The following is a 25,504-nucleotide window of genomic DNA, read 5'->3' on the forward strand; positions in this document are numbered from 1 at the left end:
CGCTGCTAAGGCCCGGGCAGCTGCGCCAGCAGCCATCTCCTGAAGCTCGTCATCGCCGGAGTGAGCGGACGACGTTTCAACATGGTCAGCCAGTACGCGCCGGTGCTGACCACGACCGGAAACGGCTGGACCAGGCGCCCGCTTTCGAGGTCGCGCTCGAACATGCACGGCGGCACCAGGGCCACGCCATGTCCGTCGATCGCCGCGTGCGCCATCAGCGTCGAGGCATCGAAGACGGGGCCACGCAGCGGGACCGGCGCGCAGCCGGCGGCCTGGAACCAGGCCGGCCAGTCCTGCGGCCGGTAGGAACGCAGCAGCGGCACGTCCTTCAGGTCCGCCGGCGTCTGCAGGCGTGCCGCGGTCGCCGGCGAGCACAGCGGTGAGAGCGGGGCGTCCAGCAGGCATTCGGCCTGCAGCCCGTGCCAGGCGCCGTCGCCGAAGCGGATGGCGAAGTCCAGGCTCTCGCCGGCCACGTCCACGCGGTTGTTGTTGGTCAGCAGGCGCAGGTCGATCAACGGATGCTGCGCTTCGAAGTCGCGCAGGCGCGGCAGCAGCCATCCCATCGCGAAGGTGCCCACGACGCTGACGGTCAACACCTCGCGCCGGTGGCCGTGCTCGAACTGCTCCAGCAGCCGGCCCACGCGGGCGAAGGTATCGCTCAGCGTCGGCACCAGGGCCAGGCCTTCGTCGGTGATGACCAGGCCCTTGGAGGTCCGCCGGAACAGGCGCACCCCAAGCCGGTCCTCGAGCGACTTGACCTGGTGGCTGATGGCCGCGGGCGTGACCGAGAGTTCGTCGGCGGCCAGGGTGAAGGACAGATGCCGCGCCGCGCTTTCGAAGGCCTTGAGCGCGTTCAACGACACCGACGGCCCCATGGGCACATGAGATCTTCTTGAAGCTGCCAAGAGATAACATCCTTTGCGCGCGTACGAGGCGGATCAGACTATAGCGCCGACCTTTTTTCTCAGTCGGAAGGCGTCGGAACATGCATCGGATCGTGTATGGCGTGGTATGCGCAGCGGTTGTCTTTGGCTTGTCCGGCCGTGCGGCGTTGGCCGCGCCGGCCGATCCTTCTTCGAAAGAAGTCGCACGTGTCGAGGTGTGGCAGGCGCCCGCAGGCACGACGCAGCTGCCGATCTGGCCGCAGGCCGCGCCGGATCCGGAAGAGACCACGCGCAAGCCCGAGCGCGTGCTGACCAAGCTCACCCCGGATGCGCTCGGCGGCGATGTGTCGCAGGGCGTGTTCGATGTCAGCGTTCCCGCCATGACGGTCTACCCGCCGAAAGGACGCAACACGGGCGCGGCCGTGGTGGTCTTTCCCGGCGGCGGCTTCGTGATGCTGGCCATCACCCTGGAAGGCACCGAGATCTGCGACTGGATCACCGCGCACGGCATGACCTGCATCCTGTCCAAGTACCGCGTGCCCGGCGGCAACCACCACTACGACAAGGACTGCGACTGCGAGATCACGCCCAGGACGCCGTTCGCCCTGCAGGACGCGCAGCGCACCATCCGCCTGGTACGCGCGCATGCGGCGCAGTGGCACATCGATCCGGCCAAGGTCGGGGTGATCGGCTTCTCCGCCGGCGGCTATCTGGTGGCGCAGACCAGCAACATCTTCACCTCGACCTATGCGCCGGTGGACGCGGCCGACAAGCTCAGCAGCCGGCCGGACTTCGCGATCGCGGCCTATCCCGGGCACCTGTGCCGCGAGGGCAAGTTCGCGCCGGGCTTCAAGGTCACGGCGCGGACGACGCCGACCTTCCTGCTGCAGGACTGGGACGACCCGGTCGACGACATCTGCAACAGCACCGTCTACGCGCGCGCGCTGGAGCAGGCCGGCGTGCCGGCCGAGGTGCACCTGTTCGCCAAGGGCGGCCATGCCTTCGGGCTGCGCCCGTCCAAGCATCCGGTGGTGAAGATGTGGCCGGTGCTGCTGGAGCAGTGGCTGAAGGAGATCGGGATCCTGTAAGCGCGGGGCGGGACGGCTGGGAACGGCCCGTCATTCCCGCGAACGCGGGAATCCAGTGCCTTGGCTGCCTGAGTGCGAAAGTCGCTGGGTTCCCGCGTTCGCGGGAACGACGATGTGTGGCGGTTGGCAGTGACGCCAAAAGCAAAGGGCCGCATCGCTGCGGCCCTTTGTCTTTGCGCGGAAGGCGTAGACCTCAGTGGCCACCGGCCGCCGCGCCGCCGCCGGCCTTGGCCGCGAACGGCGGTTTGGCGAACCACACCACCACGATGATCGACAGGAAGACGATGCCCAGCAGGTGGAAGATCTCGTTGAAGCCGATCTGCGCGGCCTGCTGGCCGATCATCTGGTTCAACGCCACCGCGCCGGTCTGCAGATCGCCGCGGCCGAGCTGGTTCACGGTCTGCTGCATGGCCGGATCGTAGGCGTTGATGTGCTCGGTCAGCTGCGCATGGTGCACGGTGGTGCGCTGGTTCCAGGCCCAGGTGGTCAGCGAGGCGGCGAAGCTGCCGCCCAGCGTGCGCACGAAGGTGGCCAGGCCCGAGCCGGCGGCGATCTCATGCGGCTCCAGGTCCGAGAGCAGGATGGTCAGCACCGGCATGAAGAACAGCGCCACGCCCAGGCCCTGGATCAGCTGCACCTCGGCCACGCGGCCGAAGTTGACGTCCAGGTTGAAGCCCGAGCGCAGGAAGCTGGTGGAGGCCATGACGAAGAACGCAAAGCTCGCCAGCAGACGCAGATCGAAGCGCGAGGCGTACTTGCCCACGAACGGCGTCAGCAGCACCGGCAGCACGCCCAGCGGTGCCGAGGCCAGGCCCGCCCACAGCGCGGTATAGCCCAGATTGCGCTGCAGCCACAGCGGCACCAGCAGGCCGATGGAGAAGAACGCCGCATAGCCCAGCACCATCGCCAGCGTGCCGGCGGTGAAGTTGCGGTGGCGGAACAGGCGCAGGTTGACGATCGGATCCTTCTCGGTCAGTTCCCAGATGACGAACACCGTCAGCGCGAGCACCGCCACGATGGTCAGCCACACGATCTTGGTCGAGTTGAACCAGTCCTCGTCGTTGCCCAGGTCCAGCATGATCTGCAGCGCGCCCACGCCCAGGATCAGCGTGGCCAGGCCGATGTAGTCCATCTTCGGCGACTGCAGCTGTTCGGGCCGCCCCTTCATCTGCCGGCCGACCACGAAGCTGGCGAAGATGCCGATGGGAATGTTGATGAAGAAGATCCATTCCCAGCTGTAGTTGTCGGTGATCCAGCCGCCCAGGATGGGGCCGGCGATCGGCGCGACCACCGTGACCATCGCCAGCAGGGCGATGGCCTGGCCGCGCTTGTGCGGTGGATAGATCGAGATCAGCAGCGCCTGGGTCACCGGATACATCGGGCCGGCGACGAAGCCCTGCAGCGCGCGGGCCACCACCAGCAGGCCCATCGAGTTGGCGATGCCGCACAGGAACGAGGCCACCACGAAGGCCAGCGTGGCCAGGGTGAACAGCCGCACCTCGCCGTACTTGCGGGTCAGAAAGCCGGTCAGCGGCAGCGCGATGGCGTTGCTCACCGCGAAGGAGGTAATGACCCAGGTCGCCTGGTTGGCGCTGGCGCCCAGGTTGCCCGAGATGGTGGGCAGGGAGACGTTGGCGATGGTCGTGTCCAGCACCTGCATGAACGATGCAAGGGCCAGGCCGATCGTGGTCAGCGCCATGTTCGGCGGGCGGAACGGCTGGGCCGCCGGCTTGGGGGCGGCCGGCGCGCCGCCGCCCGCGTCTTCGGCGATGGTGGACATCAGTGCGCGCTCAGTTGGTCTTGGCCGACTCGGGCAGGTTCTGCTCGATGATCGAGGTGATCAGCTGGTTGGCGTCGGCCAGCTGCTTGTTGTAGGCGGCCGTGGTCATCAGCGGCTTGGCATCGGCCGGGCGGGCCGGCGCCAGGACCGGGCCGTTCTGGTCCTTCAGGCTCACGTTGACGTCCGTGCTCAGGCCGATGCGCAGCGGATGGGACTGCAGCTGCTTGGGATCGAGCACGATCTTGACCGGCAGGCGCTGGACGATCTTGATCCAGTTGCCGCTGGCGTTCTGCGCCGGCAGGAGCGAGAACGCACTGCCGGTGCCCAGGCCCAGGCTGTCGACCTTGCCCTGGTAGGTGACGTCGTCGCCGTACAGGTCGGCATGCACCTCGACCGGCTGGCCGATGCGCATCTTGCCCAGCTGGGTTTCCTTGAAATTGGCCTCGATCCACACCTGGTCGATCGGCACGATCGTCATCAGCGTGGTGCCCGGCTGGACCTGCTGGCCCAGCTGCACGCGGCGCTGGGCCACGTAGCCCGAGACCGGCGCGAGGATCGCGGTGCGCTGCAGGTTGAGATAGGCCTGGCGCAGCTGCGAGGACGCGGCCTGCACCTGCGGGGTCTTGGACACGGTGGTGGCATCGACCAGCGCGCGGCTGCGCTGCAGGTTGCCGCGCGCGCCGCCCAGGGCGGCCTCGGCCGAGGCCAGGATGTCGCGGGCGTGGGCCAGTTCCTCGCGCGAGACCGCGCCGGTGGCGACCAGGCCTTCGCGGCGCTTGACGTCGGCGCGCGCCTGATCGACGGCGACCTGGCGGGCGCGCAGATCCGATTCGCTGGACTCCACGCTGCTGTACAGGCCGCGCACCTGGCGCACGGTGCCGGCCAGGTTGGCCACGGCCTGGTCGTAGCTGACCTGGGCATCGTTGGGATCCAGGTGCACCAGCGGCTGGCCCGCCTCGACCTTCATGCCGTTGTCGGCGTCGATGCTGACCACCGTGCCCATGGTCTGCGGCACGATCGAGACGATGTTGCCGGCGACGTAGGCGTCGTCGGTGCTCTGGTGCCAGCGGCCGTACAGCAGCTCGTAGGCGATCCAGCCCACGCCGGCCACGACGATCACCAGGAGCAGGATGAGCAGGGAACGCTTGCGGTTGCTCTTCTTCGGCGGCTGTGCGCCGGCCTGAGCGTTGGGAGTCTGCGAGTTCATGGCGTGGAGGTATCGGCGGTATTGGTGGAAGAGGGAGTCGGCGCGGTCAGCGGCAGGCCGCCGCCCAGGGCCTGGTCGAGATCGACCACGGCGACGTAGCGGCGGGCGTGGAGATCGGCCAGCTGCTGTTCCAGCTGCAGCAGCGGTCGCTGCGCGGAGAGAACGTCCAGCTGGGTGCCCAGGCCCGCGTCGTAGCGGTTGGAGGCCAGGTCGTAGGCCTTCTGCGCCGCATCGCGCGCCGCGGTCAGCGAGGCGACCTGCGCATCGAGCGAGCGCGCCGACTGGACCGCATCGGCGACCTCGTGCATGGCACCGACCAGGGCACCGTTGTAGCTGGCCACGGCCAGGTCGTACTGGGCGTCGGCGTTGTCCAGGTTGGCGCGCAGGCGGCCGCCATCGAAGATCGGCAGGCTGATCGCCGGGCCGCCCAGGCCCAGTACCGCGTCGCTGTCGAACAGGTCCGACAGGTTGCTTGAGGCCAGGCCGACGATGGCCGACAGGTTCACGCTCGGCTTGAAGGCGGCCTTGCGCGCGTCGATGCCGCGGTTGGCGGCCTCCACGCGCCAGCGCGCGGCGACCACGTCGGCGCGATGGCCGAGCAGTTCGCTGGGCAGCACGCCCGGCACCGACGGCGCGGGCGCGGCGAGCAGCTTGGGCTGGGCGATGGCCAGGCCGCGGTCCGGGCCCTTGCCGAGTAGCGCGGCCAGCGCGTTGCGCAGGGCGTCGATCTGCTGCTGGGCGGCCTGCTCCTGCTGGCGCGCGCTGGCGATGGTGCTCTCGGCCTGGCGCAGCTGCAGGTTGTTGTCCAGGCCGGCATCGACGCGCTGCTGGCTCAGGTCGCGCAGGCGGCCCGAACGCTGCTGCTCGCGGCGGGCCACGTCCAGCGCCTCGTAGGCCTGCGACAGCGAGATGTAGGTGCGGGCGATGTTGGCCGACAGGGTCAGGCGGGCGGCCTGGGCGTCGACTTCGGCGGCGCGCGCCTGGCCGACGGCGGCCTCGTAGGCGGCGCGCTGGCCGCCCCACAGGTCCGGCGCCCACTTGAAGTCGAGCATCAGCACGTTGGCCCACATCACATCGCCGCCGATCTCCGGGCCGGCCAGGCCCTTGGGCAGCTGCACGCCGCTGTATTCGCCGGTGGCGTCGAGCGTGGGCTTGCGCTGTGCGTCGGCCAGGCCGGCCTGGGCCTTGGCCTGGCGCAGGCGCGCGTCGGCCGCGGCCAGCGACGGGCTGCCCTGCAGGGCCTCGCGGATCAGGCCGTCCAGCTGCGGGTCGCCCAGCGCGTTCCACCAGTCCTGACGCGGGAAGGCGGCGGCGCTGAAGGCATCCGCGCCCAGGACCTGGCGCGCGCCGAGGGTGTCTGCGTCGAGCGGCTGGCCGCTGGTGGTCAGGCCGCGGCTGCTGGCGCAGCCGGCCAGCACCAGCGCGCAGGCCAGCGCCGCGGCGAGCCTGCCGTGCAGGCGTGGGGGAACGGACGTGGACATGGTCAATCGGTCTCGGAGGTGAGGTTGTCGCGCGCCTGCTCGAGCAGGCGCATCAGTTCGCTGGATTCGGCCTCGGACATGCCGCGCGTCGCGCGCTGCAGCACGCGCTGGCCGCACAGGTTGATGTCCTGCCAGATGGCGGTGCCGGCCTCGGTGAGGTGGATGTGCAGGGCGCGGCGATCGCCGGGATCGGCCTTGCGCGTGACCAGGCCGCGCGCCTCGAGGCGATCGAGCAGGCGGGTCATCGCGCCGGGGTGGACCTCGGCGGCGCGCGCCAGGTCGGTCACGCTGGCGATGCCGTCGGCCAGCTTCTTGATGGTGACGAACTGGCTGAAGGTCAGGTCGTGGCCGGCGGCGATCAGTTCGCGCTCCATCGCTTCCCAGATCGCGTCACGCGTCTGGCGGATCAGCAGGCCGAGCGAGGACCCGCTCGCGGGCGGGCAGATGGACGCAGGGGAATTCATGGCGCGGCATGATCCGCGCGGATGGGATATTTGTCAATGCAAATATTGTTTCAGCAATGGAATGCCGCGTCGCGGCATTCTGCTGACAGAACGGTCAGCTCATAAGGTGCGTTTCAGGATCAGCTCCAGCACCGCCTTGCTGCCGAAAAACGCGAGCAGCAGCAGCGCCATGGCCACCAAGGTCCAGCGCACCGCGGTCGTGCCGCGCCAGCCGCGCCGCCAGCGGCCCAGCAGCAGGCCGCCGAAGACCAGCCAGGACAGCACGCTCAGCACGGTCTTGTGCACCAGGTGCTGGGCGAACAGGTTCTCCACGAACATCATTCCGGTCAGCAGCGTGGCGGTCAGCAGGGCGAAACCCACCGCGATCGTGCGGAACAGCAGCGTCTCCAGCTCGGTCAGCGGCGGCAACGCGCGCAGCCAGGCGTGGAACTCGCGCCGGCGCAGGGCGCGCTCCTGCACCCACAGCATGATCGCCAGCAGCGCCGCCACCGCCAGCGTGGCGTAGGACAGCAGCGCCAGCCAGGCATGCAGCTGCAGGCGCCAGTCCAGGCCGGAGGAGGGCCGGTGGCCGTAACCGTGGTAGACGGCCAGCAGCAGCGCGGCCAGCGGGAAGGACACCACGCCCACCGCCGCCATGCGGCCGCGCGCGACCAGGGCGGTCATCGCCGCCATGCCCAGGCTGACCAGCGACAGGGCCGCGAAGAAATGCATGTCCGGCCCGCCCGGCGTGCGCCAGGCCACCCACAGGTGGTAGCCGCCGTGCAGGGCGATGGCCAGCAGGGCCGGCAGGCGCCAGGCGCGGGTCGGCCCGGCGGCGTCGGGCGCGACGGCGCGCACCAGCAACAGGGTCGCCAGCAGGTACAGGACACAGGAAGGAAGGACGAACCCCATGGCGCGCAGTGTCGCACGCGGCTCCGCTTTTCGAGAACCATTCTTGTTGGACGGGCGGTGGGATGGGGCGCGCACGGAGAGGCACAAACCGCGCTGAGAAGGCTCAGCTCGCCCCTCATTCCCGCCCGGCCGCAAAACCCACCCGGATATACTGCGCGCCCGCTTCGCGTCCGCTTTCCGGTTGCCCCCATGTTCGAATCCCTGACCCAGCGCCTGTCCGGCACCATCGAGCGCCTGCGCGGCCGCGGCCGCCTGACCGAGGACAACATCCGCGAGGCCACCCGCGAGGTGCGCATCGCCCTGCTGGAAGCCGATGTCGCCCTGCCGGTGGTCCAGGCCCTGGTCGAGCGCATCAAGGTGCGCGCGGTCGGCCAGGAAGTGCTGAAGTCGCTGACCCCCGGCCAGGCGCTGATCAAGGTGGTGCGCGACGAGCTGACCGCGGTGATGGGCTCCACCGCCCAGGACCTCAACCTCAACGTGCCGGCGCCGGCGGTGATCCTGATGGCCGGCCTGCAGGGCGCGGGCAAGACCACCACCGTGGGCAAGCTCGCCAAGCACCTGAAGGAGAAGCGCAAGAAGAAGGTCATGGTGGTCTCGGCCGACGTCTACCGCCCGGCCGCCATCGAGCAGCTCAAGGCGCTGGCCCAGCAGGTCGACGTGCCGTTCTTCCCCTCCGATGCCTCGCAGCAGCCCGAGGCCATCGTCCGCGCCGCGATCGAGGACGCGCGCAAGTCCTTCGCCGACGTGCTGATCGTCGATACCGCCGGTCGCCTGGCCATCGACGAGGCGATGATGGCCGAGATCAAGGCGCTGCACGCCGCGGTCAAGCCGGTCGAGACCCTGTTCGTGGTCGATTCGATGACCGGCCAGGACGCGGCGACCACCGCCAAGGCCTTCTCCGAGGCGCTGCCGCTGACCGGTGTGGTGCTGACCAAGACCGACGGCGATGCCCGCGGCGGCGCGGCGCTGTCGGTGCGTTACATCACCGGCAAGCCGATCAAGTTCATCGGCGTGGGCGAGAAGCCCGACGGCCTGGACGTGTTCCATCCCGAGCGCGTGGCCAGCCGCATCCTGGACATGGGCGACGTGCTGTCGCTGGTGGAGCAGGTCGAGAGCCAGGTCGACAAGGACAAGGCGCAGAAGCTCGCCGAGAAGGTCGCCAAAGGCAAGAAGTTCGACCTTAACGACATGCGCGACCAGCTCGAGCAGATGCAGAACATGGGCGGCATCGGCGCCCTGATGGACAAGCTGCCCGGCCTGGGCCAGGTGCCCGAGCACCTCAAGGCGCAGGTCGCCGGCAACAAGGAAGTGCCGCGCATGATCGCCATCATCAATTCGATGACCAAGAAGGAGCGGCGCAACCCCGCGCTGCTCAACGGCTCGCGCCGCGCGCGCATCGCCAAGGGCTCGGGCACCCAGCCGGCCGACGTGAACAAGCTGATGAAGCAGTTCACGCAGATGGAAAAGATGATGGGCAAGCTGGGCCGCGGTGGCATGAAGGGCATGATGCGCGGCATGCGCGGGATGATGGGCGCCATGGGCGGCGGCGGTCGCGGCGGCATGCCGTTCCGCTGATCGGCTGATGGCCTCGGCCGCGCGCCTGCGATCCGATGCGTTCTGCGCGCGCTTCGGCGTGCGCGTGCCGATCCTGCTGGCGCCGATGGCCGGCGCCTGCCCGGTGCCGCTGTCGGCGGCGCTGGCCGACGCCGGCAGCCTGGGCGCGATGGGCGCGGTGCTGTCCACGCCGCAGGAGATCGGCGCGTGGATGGATGAGTTTCGTGCGCTTTCCAGCGGACCTGCACAGGTCAATCTGTGGGTGCCGGACGCGCCGCCCGCGCGCGATGCGCAGGCCGAGGCCGCCGTGCGTGCGTTGCTGGCGCGGTGGGGGCCGGATGTGCCCGCCAACGCGGGCGATGCGGTCCCCGCGGATTTCGACGCGCAGTTCGACGCCGTGCTGGCGGCGCGGCCGCAGGTGCTGTCCACGATCATGGGTGTGCTGGAACCGGCTCAGGTGCAGGCGCTGCGCCGCGCCGGCATCGCCTGGTTCGCCACCGCGACCACGCTGGCCGAAGCGCAGTGCGCGCAGGACGCCGGCGCCGATGCGGTGATCGCGCAGGGCTTCGAGGCCGGCGGGCATCGCGGGGCGTTCGATCCGGCCGCCGCCGAACGCCAGCTGGTCGGCCTGTTCGCGCTGGTGCCGCGCCTGGCCGATGCGCTGTCGGTGCCGGTGATCGCCGCCGGCGGCATCGCCGATGGCCGCGGAGTGGCCGCCGCGCTGACGCTGGGCGCGAGTGCGGCGATGGTCGGCACCGCCTTCCTGCGCACGCCGGAGGCCGCCATCGCGCCGGCCTGGGCGCAGGCCCTGGCCGGGACCGAGCCGCAGGACACCTGGCCGACGCGTGCGTTCTCCGGCCGGCTCGGGCGTTCGATCGCCACGGCCTATGTCCGCGCGGCCGCGAATCCTGAAGCGCCATCGCCCGCGCCGTATCCGGTGCAGCGCGGCCTGACCGCCGCGATGCGCAAGCAAGCCGTGGTCGAGGACCGGCTCGATGCGATGCAGGCCTGGGCCGGGCAATCGGCCTGGGCCGCGCAGGCCAGGCCCGCCGCCGCGCTGCTGCGGGACTGGTGGGCGCAGGCCGACGCCCTGCTGTGAGCGCGCCCCGCCTGAGCATCGCCGGCCGGCCCGCCACGCACGACGACCTGCGTCCGCTGGCGCAGTCCAACTACGGCCACTTCACCGCCTTCCGCACGCGCGGCGGCGCGGTGCAGGGGCTCGATCTGCATCTGGCGCGGCTGCGCGAGGGCCATGCAACGCTGTTCGACGCCCCATTCGACGAGCCCGCGCTGCTTGCGCAGCTGAGGCAGGCGCTGCACGGGGTGGAGGACGCGTCGGTGCGGATCACCGGCTTCGCGCGCGACTTCGACTATCGCGATCCGCTCAAGCCGGTGACGCCGCAATGGCTGATCTCCGTGGCGGATGCGCGGCCGGCGGCGCCGGCTGGGCCGCTGGCTCTGAAGTCCTACGCATTCGTGCGGCCGCTGCCGCAGATCAAGCACATCGCCACGCTGCCGCTGTTCCACTACCGGCGCCAGGCGCGGCTGGTCGGCGCCGACGACGCGCTGTTCGTCGAAGCGGCGGGGCAGGGCGCGCGCGTGGTGGAAGGCTCGGTCTGGAACATCGGGTTCTGGGACGGCGGCGAGGTGCTCTGGCCTCAGGGCCCGGCGCTGCGCGGCACCTGCGAGGCGCTGCTGCAGCGGGGGCTGGATGCGTTGGGCGTGCCGCAGCGCCACGCGGAGGTCACGCTGGAACAGGCAGGTACGTTGGCCGCCTTCACCGCCAACGCGAACGGCTGCACGCCGGTGTCCGGGATCGATGGCAGGCCTCTGCCGGCCGTGCCGGAACTGCCCGCCCTGCTGGCCCGCGCGCTGGACACCCGGCCCTGGGATCGCCCCTGAGTCCCGGCGGGAAGGTGGGGGCGGGTTTGCGTGGCGCGCGCGGCCAGCTATAATCGCCGGCTTACCTCGCCATCCTGGCGACTGGGCAACACGAGAGCACCATGGTCAAGATCCGCCTTACTCGCGGTGGCGCCAAGAAGCGCCCCTTCTACCACATCATCGTCACCGACGTGCGCAGCGCGCGCGACGGCCGCAACATCGAGCGTCTGGGTTACTACAACCCGGTCGCCCAGGGCGCCGAGCCGCGCGTGGTGCTGGACACCGCCCGCGTCGACCACTGGGTGAGCAACGGCGCCCAGCTGACCGACAAGGTCCGCAACCTGTACAAGGAAGCGGCCAAGGCCAACACCCAGGCTTCGGCCTGATCGCTGCGGTCGCGCCTGGCGCGGCCGGTCTTCTCGCAATGAGTGAGAACGCAACGCGCCGCATCCTGCTGGGCAGGGTGGTCGGCGCGTTCGGCGTGCGTGGCCAGGTCAAGATCGAGTCCTGGACCGAGCCGCGCGAAGCCATCTTCCGCTACCAGCCCTGGACCCTGCGCGATGCGGCCGGCCGCGAGCGCGAGCTGTCCGGCGTGCGCGGCAAGCCTTCGGGCAAGCACCTGATCGCCAGCTTCCCCGGCGTCGAGGACCGTGATGCGGTCGAGACGATGGTCGGGCTGGAGATCGCCGTGCCGCGCAGCGCGCTGCCGCCGCCCCAGCCCGACGAGTACTACTGGGTCGACCTGGAAGGCCTGCGCGTGATCAACGCCGACGGCCGCGACTTCGGCACGGTCTCGCACCTGTTCTCCACCGGCGCCAACGATGTGCTGGTGGCGCGGGGCGACAAGGACCGGCTGATCCCGTTCATCCAGCCGGACTTCGTGACCCGCGTGGACTTCGAGGCCGGCGTGGTGGGCGTGGACTGGGACCCGGAGTTCTAGGAACGAGTGGAGAGGAGTGAGCGTAGTGCTCTACTAGGCTCCATCCCGCTCGTCTTGGCTCACCGCTCGCCCATGCGCATCGACGTCATCAGCCTGTTTCCCGAGTTCATCGACCAGAGCGCCGGCTATGGCGTGGTCGGTCGTGCGCGCGAACGTGGGCTGCTGGCCTTGCAGGGCTGGAATCCGCGCGACTACGCCGCCGGCAACTACCGCCGCGTGGACGACCGTCCGTTCGGCGGCGGCCCGGGCATGGTGATGCTGATCGAGCCGCTGCGCGCCTGCCTGGACGAGGTCCGTCAGGCCGATCCGGCGCCGGCGCCGGTGATCTACCTGAGCCCGCAGGGCCGGCCGCTGACCCAGGCACGCGTGCGCGAACTGGCCGCGCTGCCGCGGCTGGTGCTGCTGTGCGGCCGCTACGAGGGCGTGGACGAGCGCTTCCTGGCGCACGAAGTCGACGAGGAGATCTCCATCGGCGACTACGTGCTCTCCGGAGGTGAGCTGGCCGCGGCGGTGCTGATCGACGCGGTCACCCGCCTGCAGGACGGGGCGCTCAACGACGCCGAATCCGCCGCCCAGGACAGCTTCGAAGGCGAGGCCGGGCTGCTGGACTGCCCGCACTACACGCACCCGGCCAGCCACGCCTGGGGCGAGGTGCCCGAGGTGCTGCGGTCGGGCAACCATGCCGCCATCGCGCGCTGGCGCCGGCAGCAGTCGCTGGGCCGGACCTGGCTGCGGCGGCCCGACCTGCTGGACGAGGCCGCGCTGTCCAAGGCCGATCGCAAGCTGCTGGAGGCCTTCCGGGCCGAGCACGCCGCCGAAGGCGAGGGGCAGGGCGACTAGGGCCCGTCATCCCTTCCCGGGCAGGTCGCGCCGCCCTTGCGCGTGCCCGGGGCAAGGAAGCGGGAGGGAGTGGACGTCCGTCCACGACCGAGCAATGACGCTGTCCCGGGTGCGCGCAAGGGCGGCCCTCCGGGTTGGCGCTGCAAGGCCGCCATCTTCGCGCCGCGCGGCTTGGCCTGACGGCCGGTCAAGCCTACGCCGCGCGACGCAAACCTGACGGCCTTGCAGCGCCAACGCGACCTACCCGGGAAGAGATGACGGGCCCTACCACGCGCCGGAAATTTCGTCTACAATGCGCAGTTCCCGCGGGCCGCTCGGCCTGGGCGGGCCGCAAGATCACGATAAACGTGCAGCGACTTCTCGCGACTGCATCAGCCCTTGTTGTCGAGACCCGACACACCCACCCGAACATTGAATCGGTGCCACCATGAGCAAGTTGAACAAGTCCATCATCGCGGAGTTCGAGTCCGCCCAGATTTCCCGCGAGCTGCCGCAGTTCAGTCAGGGTGACACCGTCGTCGTCAATGTGAAGGTGAAGGAAGGCAACCGCGAGCGCGTGCAGGCCTACGAAGGCGTGGTCATCGCCAAGAAGAACGCCGGCTTGAACTCCGCCTTCACCGTGCGCAAGATCTCGCACGGCTACGGCGTCGAGCGCGTGTTCCAGACCCACAGCGCGACCATCGACTCGGTCGAAGTCAAGCGCCGCGGCAAGGTCCGCGCCGGCAAGCTGTACTACCTGCGCGGTCTGCAGGGCAAGGCCGCCCGCATCAAGGAAGACCTGGCCGCCGCTGCCGCCGCCAAGGCTGCCCGCCAGGCTGCCGCTGCCGAGTAAGCCTTCGGCACATTCGCCCGGCTTGCGCCGCGCTAAGCTCGAAACCCGGCTCTCGTGCCGGGTTTCTTGTTTTCAGCGCCGCGCACCGGTGCGGCCCGGCGCGCCCACGGAAGGAGGATGGGATGTCACGCAGTCTCAATACCAAGTGGATCGCCGGCGTTGGCCTGGCGCTGGGGTTGGCCGGCTGCGCCAGCACCAACGGCCTGGACGGCCCGAACATCGCCTACGAATGCCAGCTGCAGGCGCGCGACGCTGCCAACCAGCCGCCGTTCCCGGACAAGATCCGCGACGGCAAGCATGGCCAGGCGTTCGAGCAGGGCGTGCGCGATGCGCATATGACGCAGGCCTGCCAGCGCGACACCGAATCGCACGCCGAGATCCGCTTCGGCAACAAGCCGGGCACGTGAGCTTCACGCACCGCGTCGCCCACTTGCACGTGGAAGAGAGCACGCATGCACAGGAACACGAAGATGAAACTGCAGGGAACCTCGCTGGCCGCCGCGCTGTTGCTGCTGTCGGCCTGCGCCAGCCACCAGGCGCGCGACGATGCGACCGCGCTGCGGCCGGCCGACCGGCCCGAATGCCAGGTCGCCTCGTCCTCGGCGGCCGACACGCTGGCGCGATCCTCGGCGGGCACGATGGTGCGCGATCCCTGCCATCCGCAGGCCTGGGACGAGCCCGGCCCGCGCACGAGCCAGCCGATCAAGCCGGACTTCTCTGGAAAGCATGACTGAGCCCGTCGTCCCGCAGGCGGTGCGCCTGGACGTGTGGCTGTGGGCCGCACGCTTCTTCAAGACCCGCGCCCTGGCCAAGGACGCGGTGGGCCTGGGCAAGGTGGAGATCGGCGGGCAGCGCGCCAAGCCCTCGCGCACGGTGCGGGTGGGCGATGCGCTGCGCGTGCAGCGCGGCGAGGAATGCTTCGAGATCGCCGTATGCGGACTGTCCGACCAGCGCGGCCCGGCGCCGGTGGCGCAGGCGCTGTATCAGGAAACCGAAGCATCGCGGCAGCGGCGGGTCGAGGCGCGCGCGCTGCGCGCGGCGGAGCGCAGCGGCTATCGGCCGCCGGAGAGCAAGCCGGACAAGCGCGCGCGTCGGCTGATCCAGGCGCTGGGCGACATCGACGCGCTCTGAGCGCGCGCGAGGCGATCAGGATTTCTGCAGGACATCCTCCGGCGCGCGGTCCGGATCGGCCGGATCGGCCACCGGCGAGGGCGGGCTTGCCGGCACCTCTGAGGGCACGGCGATGGTGCGCGTATCGGCCGCGCCCATGCGCGCCTTGCGCCAGCCGCCCCAGCGGTAATAGGCGATGGACATCAGCATCGAGCACAGCGAACTGGTCGGAAAGCTCCACCACACCGCATCGGCGCCCAGCGAGGGCTGCAGCAGCTTGGCGAACGGCACGCGGATGCCCCACAGCGAGATCACCAGCATGATCAGCGGCGGGATCACCGCGCCGGTCGAGCGCACCACGCCGGACAGCACGAACATCACCCCGAAGAACAGGAACGACCAGATCGCGATGTGGTTGAGATGGCGCGCCGTGTCGAAGGCGGCGCTGCCCGGGGCCAGGAACAGGCCGAAGGTCCAGTGGTCGAGCAGGATCAGCGGCGCGATCAGCGCGCCGGTCATCAGGAAGTTGAACAGCACGCCGGTGCGCGCGATCGCCGAGACGCGGTCCCAGCGCTGCGCGCCCACGTTCTGCGCGGCCATCGAGGACACCGCCGCGGCGATGGCCATGGCCGGCATCTGCACGTAGGCCCAGGTCTGCAGCGCCGCGCCGTAGGCGGCGGCCGTGTCGGTGCCGAAGCGGTTGACCAGGGTCATCATGGCGATCATCGCCAGCGACACCAGCACCATCTGCAGGCCCATCGGCACGCCCTTGGTGACCAGCGACTTGAGGATGGCCGGGTCGATGCGGAACAGGCCCAGATCCTTGCGCCCGAGCCACAGCACGTGGCGTCGGCGGCGCAACGCGATCAGCATGGCCAGCAGCGCGATGGCCTGGGTGATCAGCGTCGACCAGGCCGCGCCGGCGATGCCCAGCTTCGGGAATGGCCCCAGACCGAGCATCAGCACCGGGTCCAGCGCGCAGTCCAGCACCACGGCCAGCAGCAGATAGCGGAACGGCGTCTTGGCATCGCCCGCGCCGCGCAGCGCCGCCGAGAGGAAGGCGAAGGCGTAGACCAGCGGTATCGCCAGGAAGATCACGCGCAGATAGCTTTCGGCCAGCGGCAGCGAATCGGCCGGCGTGCCCATCGCCGCCAGCAGATGGCGCGCGGTCCACACGCCGGTACAGGCGATCAGCACCGACAGGCCGATAAAAAAGCTCGCGCTGGTGCCGAACACCTGGCGCGCGCGGGCGATGTTGCCCGCGCCGATCGCCTGGCCGATCAGGATGGTGGCGGCCATGCCGATGCCGAACACCGAGCCGATCAGGAAGAACAGGATGCTGTTGGCGTTGGCCGTGGCGGTCAGCGCCGATTCGCCCAGGAACTTGCCGATCCACACCGCGTTGACCGAGCCGTTCAAGGACTGGGCCACGTTGCCGCCCAGGATCGGCAGCGAGAACAGCCACAGGCTGCGGCCGATCGGGCCTTCGGTCAGCGAACGTGGGGGGGCGGCAGGTGCGGGCATGGAGACAGCAGGGGCCGGCGAGGGTCCGGCACCCTACCATCGCCTGACCGTCGCGTCAGTCAAGCCGCCGGCAGCGGCGCGGCCTGGGCCGCCCGGCGCCACTGGCGCAGGCCCATCACCGCCAGGCCGACGAAGCCCAGGTACAGCGCCGCGGTCACCTCGAGCGACTTGAACAGGTACAGCCCGACGTAGATCAGATCCAGCACGATCCACAGCCACCACGCGGCCACGTGGCGGCGGCCCTGCCACCACTGCGCCACCAGGCTGAAGGCGGTCAGCGCCGCATCCAGCCACGGCAGCGCCGCGTCGGTGTAGCGGTGCATGCAAAAGCCCAGCAGCAGCGCGCCGAGCGCGCCCAGCCCCAGGTCGCGCAGCGCCGCGCCCGGCGCGAGCGTGGCCACGCGCACCAGGCCGTCGTCGTCCAGGTTGGCCTTCCAGCGCCGCCAGCCGTAGACGATGAAGCCGGCGAAGGCGACCTGCAGCAGCGCATCGGAGTACAGCCGGGCATCGACGAACACCAGCGCATACAGCGCCACCGAGGCCAGGCCCACAGGCCAGCCCAGCATGTGGCGGCGCGCGGCCAGCCACACCGCGGCCACGCTGACCGCCGCGCCGATCCATTCCAGCGCGTCGATGTTCACAACGCCCAGGTCACGGTCAGGCGCGCCAGCCGCGGCGCGCCGGGGAACAGGTAGTAGTCGCCGCCGCTGCTGCCGGTGTCGCGCCAGTAGAACTTGTCGAACACGTTGTCCACCGACAGCCGCCAGGTCAGCGCCTGGCCGCCGATCCGGCTGCGCAGGCGCAGCCCGGCGTCGAACACGTGATAGGCCGGCACGCGCAGCGCGCCATCGGGCGTGGCGACGTTGGCGGCGGCATAGCGCCAGCCGGCGTTGAGGCTCAGGGCGGGCAGCGACTGCAGCTGGTAGTCGAGGAACACGCTGGCACGCGCCTTGGGCACGTTGATCAGCTGATGGCCGTCGACCGCGGGCGTGCCACTGTCGTCGGCGCGCGCGCGCAGCACGCTGGCGCTGGCGACGATGCGCAGCTGTTCGGTCAGCCTGCCGTTGGCGGTGAGCTCCAGGCCGGTGTGCACCTGCCCGCCGCGCTGGACGAAGGTGTAGCCGGCCTCGCTGGCGTCGGGCATCGCGTACTGGAACGGCTGGCGGATCCGGAACAGCGCCGCGCCCAGGTCCAGCGCATCGCTGGCGGCGAACTTCACGCCGCTCTCCCATTGGCGCGACTGCAGCGGCGGCAGGAAGCTGTCGGCATTGGAGGTCCAGTACGGCGCCTCCTGTCCCAGCGACAGGCCTTCGCTGTAGCTGACGTAGGCGTTGAGCCGCGGCGTGGCCTGCCATAGCAGCGCGGTCTGCGGCAGGAAGGTGCTCAGCCGGGTGCGGCGCTCGCGCACGCCTTCGCTGTCGTTGGCCGTCTCGGTGAGCCGGACCCAGCGCCCGCCGGCCAGCCACTGCCAGCCCTCGCCCAGCGTGATGCGGTCCAGCGCGAACAGCGCGCGCTGCTTGTCATCCAACCGGCGCGCGGACGGGCCGGGCATGTTGGGCGAGGGCGCGAACACCGGCGTGTCCTGATCGATGTTGGCCGTGCCGACGTAGTCGTACACGTCCTGGCGGCGATCGACCGTGCGCCGATAGCCGTCCACGCCGACGGTCAGCTGATGCTGCAGCGCGCCGGTCTGGAACTTGCCCTGCAGCTGCGCGCGCAGCTGCTGGTTGTGGCGCGTGTCGTCCGGGCTGCGATAGTCGTAGACGTCGTAGTCGCCGTTGGGCGCGAAGTAGTTGCCCGGCACGCTGCCATCGGCGCACTGCGGTGCATAGAAGCAGCCGTAGGCGAAGGCCACGTTGTCGTCGATCACGCTGCGGCTGCTGCCGAGCGCCACGCTGCCCTGCCAGTCGGCGTTGAACTGGTAGCGGTAGCGGGCGGTGAGATTGGTGGTCTGGATCGCCACCGGTTGTGCCCAGGGCTGGTAGCCGAGCAGCTTGGTCGCGCTGGGATGCGGCGGCAGGGCGTCGCCGCCCAGCAACTGGTAGCCCGAGGCCGAGCGTTGCGAGCTGGTCTGGTAGTTGCCGTCCAGCTCCAGCTTGCCCTTGTCGCCGATCAGCCAGTCGGCGGCCAGCGAATAGAAATTGCGCCGGCCATCGAGGTGCTCGATGTAGGAATGCGTGTCTTCCCAGGCCGCGTTGAAGCGCAGCCCGAAGCTCGGCGTCAGCCAGCGGCCCCAGTCCACGGCGGTGTAGCGCGAGCCATGCGAATCGGTGCCCAGGGTGAGCTCCTGCACGCGCTCGGGACGCTTGGCCACGAAGTTGAGGATGCCACCGGGCGCCATGATCCCGGCGGTCAGGCCGGCCTCGCCCTTGAGGATCTCCACCTGGGCGATGTTCTCCAGCGCCAGGCGCTGCTCGCCGGCGATGGACAGGTCGTTGAAGCGCAGGCCGGTGGCCAGATCGAGCGCGAAGCCGCGGATCGACACGTCCTGGTAGTAGCCGGCCGCCGCGTAGCTGTCGCCCAGCGAGGCGTCGTTGTGCGCCAGCTCGCTCAGGCTGCGCGGCTGGCGCGCGTCGATCAGGGCGCGGGTCAGCACGTTGATCGACGCCGGCGTGTCGCGCCAGCTGCCGGGACCGAAGCTGTTGGACTGGCTGGTCGGCGTGGCCTGGGTCTGGCCCTTGACCTGCACGGTCGCAAGATCGGTGGCCTTGGCGGCGGAAGCGGAGTCGTCGGTCTGCTGTTGCGCGTGCAGCGGCAGCGCGGCGGAGGACAGCAGGCAGGACAGCAGCAGGGTGGAGCGTGGGCGGTTCATCGGTTCGTCACCAGGCAAGGGCTCAAGGACGAAGCGACGGCGCGCACGGCGCACGCCGTTGCCGGGCGTGCCTGCCGTGCTGCTCAAAGCTCCCTACGCCGGTGCAAACCGGATCAGGTTCCAAGGGACTCTCTCAGCCCGGCAACGCCGGGCACCCCCGCTTCAGAGTGCGCATTGGACACCATTCGGCGTCGATTTGCACACCCTGCGTCTCAGGCGGCCGCGCGCAGCGCCTGCAGCAGGGCCTGGCCCGCCGCGCTGGCGAACCAGTCCGCATGGCCGAGCAGGAAGGTCGCGTAGGCCACCTGCGCGTTGTCGGGGGCGTGGGTGATAGCGTGGAAGTACTCGACCTCGGACAGGGCGAAATCCAGGTGCACCAGCGGCAGCAGATCGGCCAGCAAGCGCACCCGATCCGGCGCCAGGGGCGCCACCGTGCGATAGCCTGCGAGCAGGGCCAGCGCGGTGTCCACGTGGGCGGCGTTCAGGCCGTCTTCCAGCGACAGCCAGGCGATGGCGTTGCGTTCGATCGCGGTGGCCAGGTCGAACAGCGCGCCGGTCGGCGAGGCCAGGCCGAAGTCGAGCACGCTGCTGATGCGCGGCGCATCGGCCTGGGTCTGCCAGAGCAGATTGGAGACGTGCAGGTCGTTATGCGCCCACAGGCGCGGCTCCTCGCGCAGGGCTTCGGCAAGGCCGGCATGCCAGGGCAGCAGGTGGCGTTCGAAGTCGGCCTGCCAGTGGCGTGTGCGCAGCCATTCGGCCAGCGCCGGGCGCTGTGCGAGCTGCGCCTGCAGCGCGGCGATGGGATCGTCCGCGCGGATCAGGTCGTCGCGTGCGACCAGCAGATGCGTGCCGCGCTGGGGCGCGGTGTAGTCGGCCGCGGCCAGATGCAGCCGCGCGAGCATCGCGCCCAGCTGCCGCGCCTGTGCCAGGTCGGTCAGCGGCGTCCACGAGGTGGTCTCGCGATACAGGTCCGCGCCGATGCCGGCGCGGTGCACTTCATAGGTCCAGTCGCCGTGCGCATGCGCGGTGCGGCCGTGCGCGTCGGCGAACACCTCGACCACTGGCAGGCCGCGGTCGCGCAGATGCGCCATGAAGCGATGTTCCTCTTCCAGGCCATTGGCGCTGCGTACGTTGCGATGGTGTCGCTTGATGAAGAGCGGGCCGTGCGCGGTCTCCACCAGGGCGGCGGCCGACAGGGGACGCGGGCTGTGCCAGGTGATGCGGTGCGGGCCTGCGGCCAGCGGCGGGTAGGCGGCCAGGAGGGTGTCGACTTCGTCGGCGCGCAGCGGCGGCCAGTCCGGCGCGGCGTCTTCGGGGCCCACGCCATGCACGCGGTGGGAGGCATCACTCATGGCGGGAACGGGCGCGTGGCATCGGCCCGGTATTGTGCGGCAAGGCGGGGAGGGTGCTGGTCGTTGCGGTTTGAGGCGGGTGGTGGTGCGGACCCGCGGGGCGAGAGCATCCGAGGTCGGGCGATTCCCGCGAAGAGCACCCCCTCCCGGCCTCCCCCTTGCGCGTTGCGCAAAGGGGAGGGGCGGTGTCGTGCGATCGACGCGCTGCGCCGAGCGTTGCGGAGCTGCGCGTTCGGGACTTACTTCAGGTCGAAGCGGTCCAGCTCCATCACCTTGGTCCACGCCGCCACGAAGTCGTGCACGAACTTCTGCCTGGCATCGTCGCTGGCATAGACCTCGGCCAGGGCGCGCAGGACGGCGTTGGAACCGAACACCAGGTCGGCGCGGCTGGCCGTCCACTGGATCTCGCCGGTGGCGCGGTCGCGGCCCTCGTAGGTCTCCTTGGAGGTCGGCTTCCACTCGGTGCCCATGTCCAGCAGGTGGACGAAGAAGTCGTTGCTCAGCACGCCGACCCGATCGGTCAGCACGCCGTGCGCGCAGTCGTCCACGTTGGCGCCCAGCACGCGCAGGCCACCGATCAGCACGGTCAGCTCCGGCGCGGTCAGGGTCAGCTGCTGGGCCTTGTCGATCAGCAGCGTCTCGGTGGTCGGGCCGCCGGGCAGGCGCCGGTAGTTGCGGAAGCCATCGGCGATAGGCTCCATCGCCTCGAAGGACGCCACGTCGGTCTGGTCCTGGCGCGCATCGACGCGGCCGGGGGTGAAGGGCACTTCGATCTGGACGCCGGCCGCGGCCGCCGCCTTCTCGATGCCGACCACGCCGGCCAGCACGATCACATCGGCCAGCGAGGCCTTGCCGGAGGCCTGCTGGATCGCCTGCAGGGTAGGCAGCGCGGCCACGGCGCCGGCGTTGACCGCCCAGTCCTTCTGCGGGGCCAGGGCCAGACGCGCGCCGTTGGCGCCGCCGCGCTTGTCGCCACCGCGGAAGGTCGAGGCCGAGGCCCAGGCCACCGACACCAGCTCGCTCACCGACAGCCCGGACTGGGCGATTTGGTCCTTCAGCGCGGCGATGTCGGCCGCGCCGGGCTGGTGCACCGGCGCCGGCAGCGGGTCCTGCCAGATCAGGTCTTCGGCCGGCACTTCCGGGCCGAGGTAGCGCGCCTTCGGGCCCATGTCGCGGTGGGTCAGCTTGAACCAGGCGCGGGCGAAGGCTTCGTTGAAGGCCTGCGGGTCACCCAGGAAGCGGCGCGAGATCTTCTCGAACTCCGGATCGAAGCGCAGGGTCAGGTCGGTGACCAGCATGGTCGGCTTGCGCTTCTTCGACGGGTCGAACGGGTCGGGAATCAGCGCGTCCGCGTCCTTGGCCTCGAACTGGATCGCCCCGGCCGGGCTGCGGGTCTGCACCCAGTCGAACTTGAACAGGTTCTCGAAGAAGTGGTTGCTCCACTGGGTCGGGGTCTGCGACCACACCACCTCCAGGCCGGAGGTGATCGCATCGGCGCCCACGCCGCTGCCGAACTTGCTGTGCCAGCCCAGGCCCTGGGCCTCCAGGTCGGCCGCTTCCGGGTCCAGGCCGACGTGGTCGGCGGCGCCGGCGCCGTGGGTCTTGCCCAGGGTATGGCCGCCGGCGATCAGGGCGACGATCTCCTCATCGTCCATGGCCATGTTGCCGAAGGTGGCGCGGATGGCGGCCGCGGCCGAGGCCGGATCGCCACTGGCGTTGGGGCCTTCCGGATTGACGTAGATCAGGCCCATCTCGGTGGCGGCCAGCGGGTTCTGTGCCAGGCTTTCCGGGTCGCGGTGGGCCAGCCAGGTGGTCTCATCGCCCCAGTTCACGTCCAGGTCCGGCTCCCACACGTCCTCGCGCCCGGCGCCGAAGCCGAAGGTGCGGAAGCTGCTGCTCTCCAGCGCGACGTTGCCGGCCAGGACCATCAGGTCGGCCCAGGAAATCTGCTGGCCGTACTTGCGCTTGACCGGCCACAGCAGGCGCCGGGCCTTGTCCAGGCTGACGTTGTCCGGCCAGCTGTTGAGCGGGGCGAAGCGCTGCTGGCCGCGCCCGGCGCCGCCGCGGCCATCGACCATGCGATAGGTGCCGGCGCTATGCCAGGCCATGCGGATGAACAGGCCGGCGTAGGTGCCCCAGTCGGCCGGCCACCAGGCCTGCGAATCGGTCAGCACGCGGCGGATGTCGGCCTTGAGCGCGCTGTAGTCCAGCTTGGCGAACTCGGCGCGGTAGTCGAACGTCTCGCCCAGCGGATTGGAGCGGTTGGAGTGCTGGTTGAGCAGGTCCACGCGCAGCTGCTTGGGCCACCAGTCGCGGTTGCCGGTGCCGCCGCCGGCAACCTGCAGCGGCGCCTCGTGGAACGGGCACTTGGCCGGAGCGGGGGTCGGGGCCTCGACCGGGGCGGGGGTGGCGTTGTCGCTGGGCGTGCTCATGGGCGCTGGCTCGTTGCGTGGAAAGATGCGGCAACGGTATCGGCCCTTGATGACTATGAATAGTCGATAGATTTGAACTTTACGATAGGCAGTCGCTATCGTAAGAGCGCCGCGCGCTCGCCACGCGCGGCGCCTACCGGCTCAACGCCGGGTGCGCGCCCTCAGCGCGAGCCGCCGAACAGGCCGCCGCCCAGCTTCATCAGATCGCCCAGGTCCAGCTGGCCGTTGCCGTCCTGGTCGAGCACCTTGCCCAGCAGGCCGCCGGACTGCTGCACCTGCGCGTGCTCCTGGCCCAGCGCCTGGCCCAGCTGCGAGGCGTCGCCCTGGCCGTTGCCGAGGAAACGCTGGGCCAGGTAGGACATCACGATCGGCGCCAGCAGCGCCAACAGCTGGTTGGCCTTCTCGCCGCCCAGGCCGGTCGCCTGGCCCAGCCCGCTCGCCGCCGTCGGTGTGCTGCCGCCGAAGATGTGGCCGAGGATGCCGGCACCGTCGGTCTGCGGACCGGCGCCGCCGCCGAGCACCGAGCCGAGCAGTCCGCCCAGGTCGAAGCCCGAGGCCGCCCCGGCGTGGTCGCGCTGCAGCGCGCCGAGCAGCGCCTCGGCACCCTGCGGCTGCTGGGCGTTGCGGCCCAGCGCGCCGAGCAGCAGCGGCAGCGCGGTGGCGATGGCGTCCTGGGTCTGGGCCGGTGCGGTCCCCAGCTGCGCGGAGATCTGCTGCACGGGCGCGCCCTGCAACTGCTGGAACAGGGCTTCGGCCATGCCGGAAAGGGAAGAGGTCATCGTGCGGCTCCGCCGTCAGGGATTGGGGCGTGGACGTTAGCCCAAAGCGGATTGCGGCGGGGTTAACGCGCGCAGGTGCCGGCGCGTGCGTGCCAGTCTCTATGCTGGCGGGATGACCGCCCGCGCCACGCGCCTGCTGCACCTGCTCGACGCCCTCGGCGGCCGGCGCCACCCTGTGGCCGGCGCGCGCCTGGCCGAGCAGCTCGGCGTCAGCCTGCGCACGGTGTATCGCGACATCGCCACCCTGCGCGACCAGGGCGCCGACATCGCCGGCGATCCGGGCGTGGGCTATCTGCTGCGGCCCGGCTTCCTGCTGCCGCCGCTCAACTTCGGCGAGGAAGAACTCGAGGCGCTGGTGCTGGGCGCGCGCTGGGTCGCCGCGCATGCCGATCCCGAGCTGGCCGCCGCCGCGCAGCGCGCGATGGAGCGGGTCACCCGCGTACTGCCGGCGCGACTTCGGCTGGAGGTGGAGACCAGCGGCCTGTTCGCCCCGGAGTGGACGCCGCCGCTGCCCGAGCCGTGGCTGCCGGCGCTGCGCCTGGCCATCCGCGCCGGGCATGCGGTGCGCGTGTGCTATCGCGACGGCGAGGGACGCGACAGCGAGCGCACGCTGTGGCCGTTCGCGATGGCCTTCCTCGACGACAGGCGTCTGCTGGCGGCCTGGTGCGAACTGCGCGGCGACTTCCGCCATTTCCGCGCCGACCGCATGCAGTGGCTGGTGGACACCGGCCAGCGCTATCCGGCCCAGCGCCACGCGCTGATCAAGCGCTGGCGTGCGCAGCTCAAGCCGGCGTCCGCGGTGCGCTGAGCGCTGCTGACAGTGGCTGTCAGCAGGGGCTGAGGACACTGGCGGCTCATCCACAGCGGAGCGCCGTCATGCAAGAACCCCTGATCCTCTACACCCACCCGATGTCCCGTGGCCGCGTGGCGCGCTGGATGATCGAGGAGACCGGCCTGCCGTACGAAGCGAAGATCATCGACTTCGGCGCGCCGATGAAGTCGCCCGAGTACCTGGCGATCAACCCGATGGGCAAGGTGCCGGCGCTGCGCCATGGCGAGGCCATCGTCACCGAGAACGCGGCCATCTGCGCCTACCTGGCCGAGCTGGTGCCCGAGCGCCGCCTGGCACCGCCGGAAGACTCGCCCGAGCGCGCGGCCTACCTGCGCTGGCTGTTCTTCATGGCCGGGCCGTTCGAGGCCTTCCTGACCGCCAAGCACAGCGGCACGCTGGCGTCGGCGTTCGATGCCGGCTACGGCGAGGAGGGCACGCTGCTGGACACGTTGGAGCAGGCCGTGAATGGCCGCACCCACCTGGCGGGCGACCACTTCACCGCGGCCGATCTGTATGTGGCCGCTTGCCTGGGCTACTACCTGCGCACCGGCGAGCTGGAGTCGCGCCCGGCCTTCGTCGCCTTCGCCAAGGCCCATACCGGGCGCCCGGCGGCGCTGCGCGCAGGCGAGCTCGACAACGCGCTCATCCCCCAGCATCCCAACCCGAACATGCCCGCGAGCGTCTCTGCCTGATCGACCGTTCTCCGCGGGAGCCGCCGTGGCGGCCGTCTTCTGGCTACTGGCGGCCCCCACTTGTAGAGCGGAGCTTGCTCCGCTGAGGCTTCCCCGAAGATCCGATCGAAAACGCATCGGAGCTTGCTC

25 protein-coding genes and 1 riboswitch are annotated in these 25,504 nt (G+C 70.5%); of the genes, 13 read left to right on the plus strand and 12 right to left on the minus strand.

The annotated features are described in order from the left end of the window. Positions 1-5 precede the first annotated feature (5 nt). On the minus strand, positions 6-881 hold the full coding sequence (locus QE438_RS03065; RefSeq protein ID WP_306992639.1) for a LysR family transcriptional regulator: 876 nt from the start codon (positions 879-881) through the stop codon (positions 6-8). Positions 882-985: 104 nt separating this feature from the next. Here QE438_RS03065 and QE438_RS03070 point away from each other — a divergent pair, with 104 nt between their 5' ends. Then, positions 986-1,972: an alpha/beta hydrolase gene (locus QE438_RS03070; RefSeq protein WP_306992637.1), complete on the plus strand. Its 987-nt coding sequence runs from the start codon at positions 986-988 to the stop codon at positions 1,970-1,972. A gap of 193 nt (positions 1,973-2,165) precedes the next feature. Here the strand turns inward: QE438_RS03070 and QE438_RS03075 are convergent, their stop codons facing one another. From QE438_RS03075 to ccsA, 5 genes are all read right to left on the minus strand, one after another. Then, positions 2,166-3,752, minus strand: coding sequence for a DHA2 family efflux MFS transporter permease subunit (locus QE438_RS03075; RefSeq protein ID WP_130534761.1), 1,587 nt, complete (start codon positions 3,750-3,752; stop codon positions 2,166-2,168). Positions 3,753-3,762: 10 nt separating this feature from the next. Continuing rightward, a complete protein-coding gene (locus QE438_RS03080) occupies positions 3,763-4,959 on the minus strand; it encodes an efflux RND transporter periplasmic adaptor subunit (RefSeq protein WP_306992636.1) in 1,197 nt (398 codons plus the stop codon). Further along, complete coding sequence (locus QE438_RS03085) at positions 4,956-6,440, minus strand: efflux transporter outer membrane subunit (protein WP_306992634.1); 1,485 nt, start codon at positions 6,438-6,440, stop codon at positions 4,956-4,958. The genes QE438_RS03080 and QE438_RS03085 overlap by 4 nt, the downstream gene beginning before the upstream one ends. A 2-nt stretch (positions 6,441-6,442) precedes the next feature. Continuing rightward, a complete protein-coding gene (locus tag QE438_RS03090) occupies positions 6,443-6,904 on the minus strand; it encodes a MarR family transcriptional regulator (protein WP_130519036.1) in 462 nt (153 codons plus the stop codon). Between the two features lie 99 nt (positions 6,905-7,003). Beyond that, entirely contained in the window at positions 7,004-7,795 is a 792-nt protein-coding gene (gene ccsA / locus QE438_RS03095) for a cytochrome c biogenesis protein CcsA (protein ID WP_130523671.1), read from the minus strand. A gap of 189 nt (positions 7,796-7,984) precedes the next feature. On the opposite strand from ccsA, the gene ffh reads away from it, so the two are divergent. From ffh to QE438_RS03145, 10 genes are all read left to right on the plus strand, one after another. Continuing rightward, positions 7,985-9,370: a signal recognition particle protein gene (gene ffh, locus QE438_RS03100; protein ID WP_306992631.1), complete on the plus strand. Its 1,386-nt coding sequence runs from the start codon at positions 7,985-7,987 to the stop codon at positions 9,368-9,370. A gap of 7 nt (positions 9,371-9,377) precedes the next feature. After that, on the plus strand, positions 9,378-10,448 hold the full coding sequence (locus QE438_RS03105; protein ID WP_306992630.1) for a nitronate monooxygenase: 1,071 nt from the start codon (positions 9,378-9,380) through the stop codon (positions 10,446-10,448). After that, positions 10,445-11,251 (plus strand): aminotransferase class IV, encoded by an 807-nt coding sequence (locus QE438_RS03110; RefSeq protein WP_306992628.1) that lies wholly within the window; start codon positions 10,445-10,447, stop codon positions 11,249-11,251. Before QE438_RS03105 ends, QE438_RS03110 begins: the two co-directional genes overlap by 4 nt. 101 nt (positions 11,252-11,352) lie before the next feature. Beyond that, on the plus strand, positions 11,353-11,616 hold the full coding sequence (gene rpsP / locus QE438_RS03115) for a 30S ribosomal protein S16 (protein ID WP_306992626.1): 264 nt from the start codon (positions 11,353-11,355) through the stop codon (positions 11,614-11,616). Between the two features lie 38 nt (positions 11,617-11,654). Continuing rightward, positions 11,655-12,170, plus strand: coding sequence for a ribosome maturation factor RimM (gene rimM / locus QE438_RS03120; RefSeq protein ID WP_306992623.1), 516 nt, complete (start codon positions 11,655-11,657; stop codon positions 12,168-12,170). 72 nt (positions 12,171-12,242) lie between these two features. After that, positions 12,243-13,010: a tRNA (guanosine(37)-N1)-methyltransferase TrmD gene (trmD, locus tag QE438_RS03125; protein WP_307184027.1), complete on the plus strand. Its 768-nt coding sequence runs from the start codon at positions 12,243-12,245 to the stop codon at positions 13,008-13,010. Between the two features lie 427 nt (positions 13,011-13,437). Further along, entirely contained in the window at positions 13,438-13,842 is a 405-nt protein-coding gene (gene rplS, locus QE438_RS03130) for a 50S ribosomal protein L19 (protein ID WP_130519020.1), read from the plus strand. Positions 13,843-13,964: 122 nt separating this feature from the next. Further along, positions 13,965-14,249: a hypothetical protein gene (locus QE438_RS03135; RefSeq protein WP_306992620.1), complete on the plus strand. Its 285-nt coding sequence runs from the start codon at positions 13,965-13,967 to the stop codon at positions 14,247-14,249. 63 nt (positions 14,250-14,312) lie between these two features. Next, a complete protein-coding gene (locus tag QE438_RS03140) occupies positions 14,313-14,576 on the plus strand; it encodes a hypothetical protein (protein WP_306992618.1) in 264 nt (87 codons plus the stop codon). Continuing rightward, positions 14,569-14,973 carry an RNA-binding S4 domain-containing protein gene (locus tag QE438_RS03145; RefSeq protein ID WP_306992616.1) on the plus strand — a complete coding sequence of 135 codons (405 nt, stop codon included), beginning with the start codon at positions 14,569-14,571 and terminating at the stop codon, positions 14,971-14,973. Before QE438_RS03140 ends, QE438_RS03145 begins: the two co-directional genes overlap by 8 nt. A 15-nt stretch (positions 14,974-14,988) precedes the next feature. Here QE438_RS03145 and QE438_RS03150 read toward each other — a convergent pair whose 3' ends face one another. The 6 genes from QE438_RS03150 to QE438_RS03175 all read right to left on the minus strand — a co-directional run bounded on the left by QE438_RS03150 (position 14,989) and on the right by QE438_RS03175 (position 23,851). Continuing rightward, positions 14,989-16,476, minus strand: coding sequence for an MATE family efflux transporter (locus tag QE438_RS03150; RefSeq protein ID WP_306992614.1), 1,488 nt, complete (start codon positions 16,474-16,476; stop codon positions 14,989-14,991). A 59-nt stretch (positions 16,477-16,535) separates the two neighbouring features. Then, positions 16,536-17,117 carry a nicotinamide riboside transporter PnuC gene (gene pnuC, locus QE438_RS03155; RefSeq protein ID WP_286577295.1) on the minus strand — a complete coding sequence of 194 codons (582 nt, stop codon included), beginning with the start codon at positions 17,115-17,117 and terminating at the stop codon, positions 16,536-16,538. After that, on the minus strand, positions 17,114-19,288 hold the full coding sequence (locus tag QE438_RS03160; RefSeq protein WP_306992611.1) for a TonB-dependent siderophore receptor: 2,175 nt from the start codon (positions 19,286-19,288) through the stop codon (positions 17,114-17,116). Before QE438_RS03160 ends, pnuC begins: the two co-directional genes overlap by 4 nt. A 73-nt stretch (positions 19,289-19,361) precedes the next feature. Continuing rightward, a riboswitch (TPP riboswitch) is annotated at positions 19,362-19,457 on the minus strand. Positions 19,458-19,500: 43 nt separating this feature from the next. Continuing rightward, complete coding sequence (locus tag QE438_RS03165; protein ID WP_306992608.1) at positions 19,501-20,640, minus strand: phosphotransferase; 1,140 nt, start codon at positions 20,638-20,640, stop codon at positions 19,501-19,503. Positions 20,641-20,879: 239 nt separating this feature from the next. Continuing rightward, complete coding sequence (gene katG / locus QE438_RS03170) at positions 20,880-23,072, minus strand: catalase/peroxidase HPI (RefSeq protein ID WP_306992606.1); 2,193 nt, start codon at positions 23,070-23,072, stop codon at positions 20,880-20,882. A gap of 161 nt (positions 23,073-23,233) precedes the next feature. Continuing rightward, positions 23,234-23,851: a DUF937 domain-containing protein gene (locus QE438_RS03175; RefSeq protein ID WP_306992604.1), complete on the minus strand. Its 618-nt coding sequence runs from the start codon at positions 23,849-23,851 to the stop codon at positions 23,234-23,236. A gap of 112 nt (positions 23,852-23,963) precedes the next feature. Here QE438_RS03175 and QE438_RS03180 point away from each other — a divergent pair, with 112 nt between their 5' ends. Together QE438_RS03180 and QE438_RS03185 are read left to right on the plus strand one after the other, a co-directional pair. Beyond that, positions 23,964-24,659, plus strand: coding sequence for a YafY family protein (locus QE438_RS03180; RefSeq protein ID WP_306992602.1), 696 nt, complete (start codon positions 23,964-23,966; stop codon positions 24,657-24,659). Positions 24,660-24,727: 68 nt separating this feature from the next. Continuing rightward, the gene (locus tag QE438_RS03185; RefSeq protein WP_306992600.1) at positions 24,728-25,375 is read left to right on the plus strand and encodes a glutathione S-transferase family protein; all 648 of its coding nucleotides are present in this window, start codon (positions 24,728-24,730) and stop codon (positions 25,373-25,375) included. The last annotated feature ends 129 nt before the right edge of the window (positions 25,376-25,504 follow it).

This window comes from Pseudoxanthomonas sp. SORGH_AS_0997 (genome assembly GCF_031453535.1).
GTDB lineage: Bacteria > Pseudomonadota > Gammaproteobacteria > Xanthomonadales > Xanthomonadaceae > Pseudoxanthomonas_A > Pseudoxanthomonas_A winnipegensis.

Excerpts from the sequence above, each read along its gene's own strand:
- QE438_RS03145 (WP_306992616.1), top strand. The coding sequence starts at position 14,569 with ATGACTGAGCCCGTCGTCCCGCAGGCGGTGCGCCTGGACGTGTGGCTG.
- QE438_RS03080 (WP_306992636.1), bottom strand. The coding sequence starts at position 4,959 with ATGAACTCGCAGACTCCCAACGCTCAGGCCGGCGCACAGCCGCCGAAG.
- QE438_RS03160 (WP_306992611.1), bottom strand. The coding sequence starts at position 19,288 with ATGAACCGCCCACGCTCCACCCTGCTGCTGTCCTGCCTGCTGTCCTCC.
- QE438_RS03135 (WP_306992620.1), top strand. The coding sequence starts at position 13,965 with ATGTCACGCAGTCTCAATACCAAGTGGATCGCCGGCGTTGGCCTGGCG.
- QE438_RS03140 (WP_306992618.1), top strand. The coding sequence starts at position 14,313 with ATGAAACTGCAGGGAACCTCGCTGGCCGCCGCGCTGTTGCTGCTGTCG.
- QE438_RS03090 (WP_130519036.1), bottom strand. The coding sequence starts at position 6,904 with ATGAATTCCCCTGCGTCCATCTGCCCGCCCGCGAGCGGGTCCTCGCTC.
- QE438_RS03075 (WP_130534761.1), bottom strand. The coding sequence starts at position 3,752 with ATGTCCACCATCGCCGAAGACGCGGGCGGCGGCGCGCCGGCCGCCCCC.
- rimM (WP_306992623.1), top strand. The coding sequence starts at position 11,655 with ATGAGTGAGAACGCAACGCGCCGCATCCTGCTGGGCAGGGTGGTCGGC.
- QE438_RS03085 (WP_306992634.1), bottom strand. The coding sequence starts at position 6,440 with ATGTCCACGTCCGTTCCCCCACGCCTGCACGGCAGGCTCGCCGCGGCG.
- QE438_RS03165 (WP_306992608.1), bottom strand. The coding sequence starts at position 20,640 with ATGAGTGATGCCTCCCACCGCGTGCATGGCGTGGGCCCCGAAGACGCC.
- ffh (WP_306992631.1), top strand. The coding sequence starts at position 7,985 with ATGTTCGAATCCCTGACCCAGCGCCTGTCCGGCACCATCGAGCGCCTG.
- QE438_RS03185 (WP_306992600.1), top strand. The coding sequence starts at position 24,728 with ATGCAAGAACCCCTGATCCTCTACACCCACCCGATGTCCCGTGGCCGC.
- trmD (WP_307184027.1), top strand. The coding sequence starts at position 12,243 with ATGCGCATCGACGTCATCAGCCTGTTTCCCGAGTTCATCGACCAGAGC.
- QE438_RS03105 (WP_306992630.1), top strand. The coding sequence starts at position 9,378 with ATGGCCTCGGCCGCGCGCCTGCGATCCGATGCGTTCTGCGCGCGCTTC.
- rpsP (WP_306992626.1), top strand. The coding sequence starts at position 11,353 with ATGGTCAAGATCCGCCTTACTCGCGGTGGCGCCAAGAAGCGCCCCTTC.
- rplS (WP_130519020.1), top strand. The coding sequence starts at position 13,438 with ATGAGCAAGTTGAACAAGTCCATCATCGCGGAGTTCGAGTCCGCCCAG.
- QE438_RS03070 (WP_306992637.1), top strand. The coding sequence starts at position 986 with ATGCATCGGATCGTGTATGGCGTGGTATGCGCAGCGGTTGTCTTTGGC.
- QE438_RS03150 (WP_306992614.1), bottom strand. The coding sequence starts at position 16,476 with ATGCCCGCACCTGCCGCCCCCCCACGTTCGCTGACCGAAGGCCCGATC.
- QE438_RS03175 (WP_306992604.1), bottom strand. The coding sequence starts at position 23,851 with ATGACCTCTTCCCTTTCCGGCATGGCCGAAGCCCTGTTCCAGCAGTTG.
- ccsA (WP_130523671.1), bottom strand. The coding sequence starts at position 7,795 with ATGGGGTTCGTCCTTCCTTCCTGTGTCCTGTACCTGCTGGCGACCCTG.
- katG (WP_306992606.1), bottom strand. The coding sequence starts at position 23,072 with ATGAGCACGCCCAGCGACAACGCCACCCCCGCCCCGGTCGAGGCCCCG.
- QE438_RS03180 (WP_306992602.1), top strand. The coding sequence starts at position 23,964 with ATGACCGCCCGCGCCACGCGCCTGCTGCACCTGCTCGACGCCCTCGGC.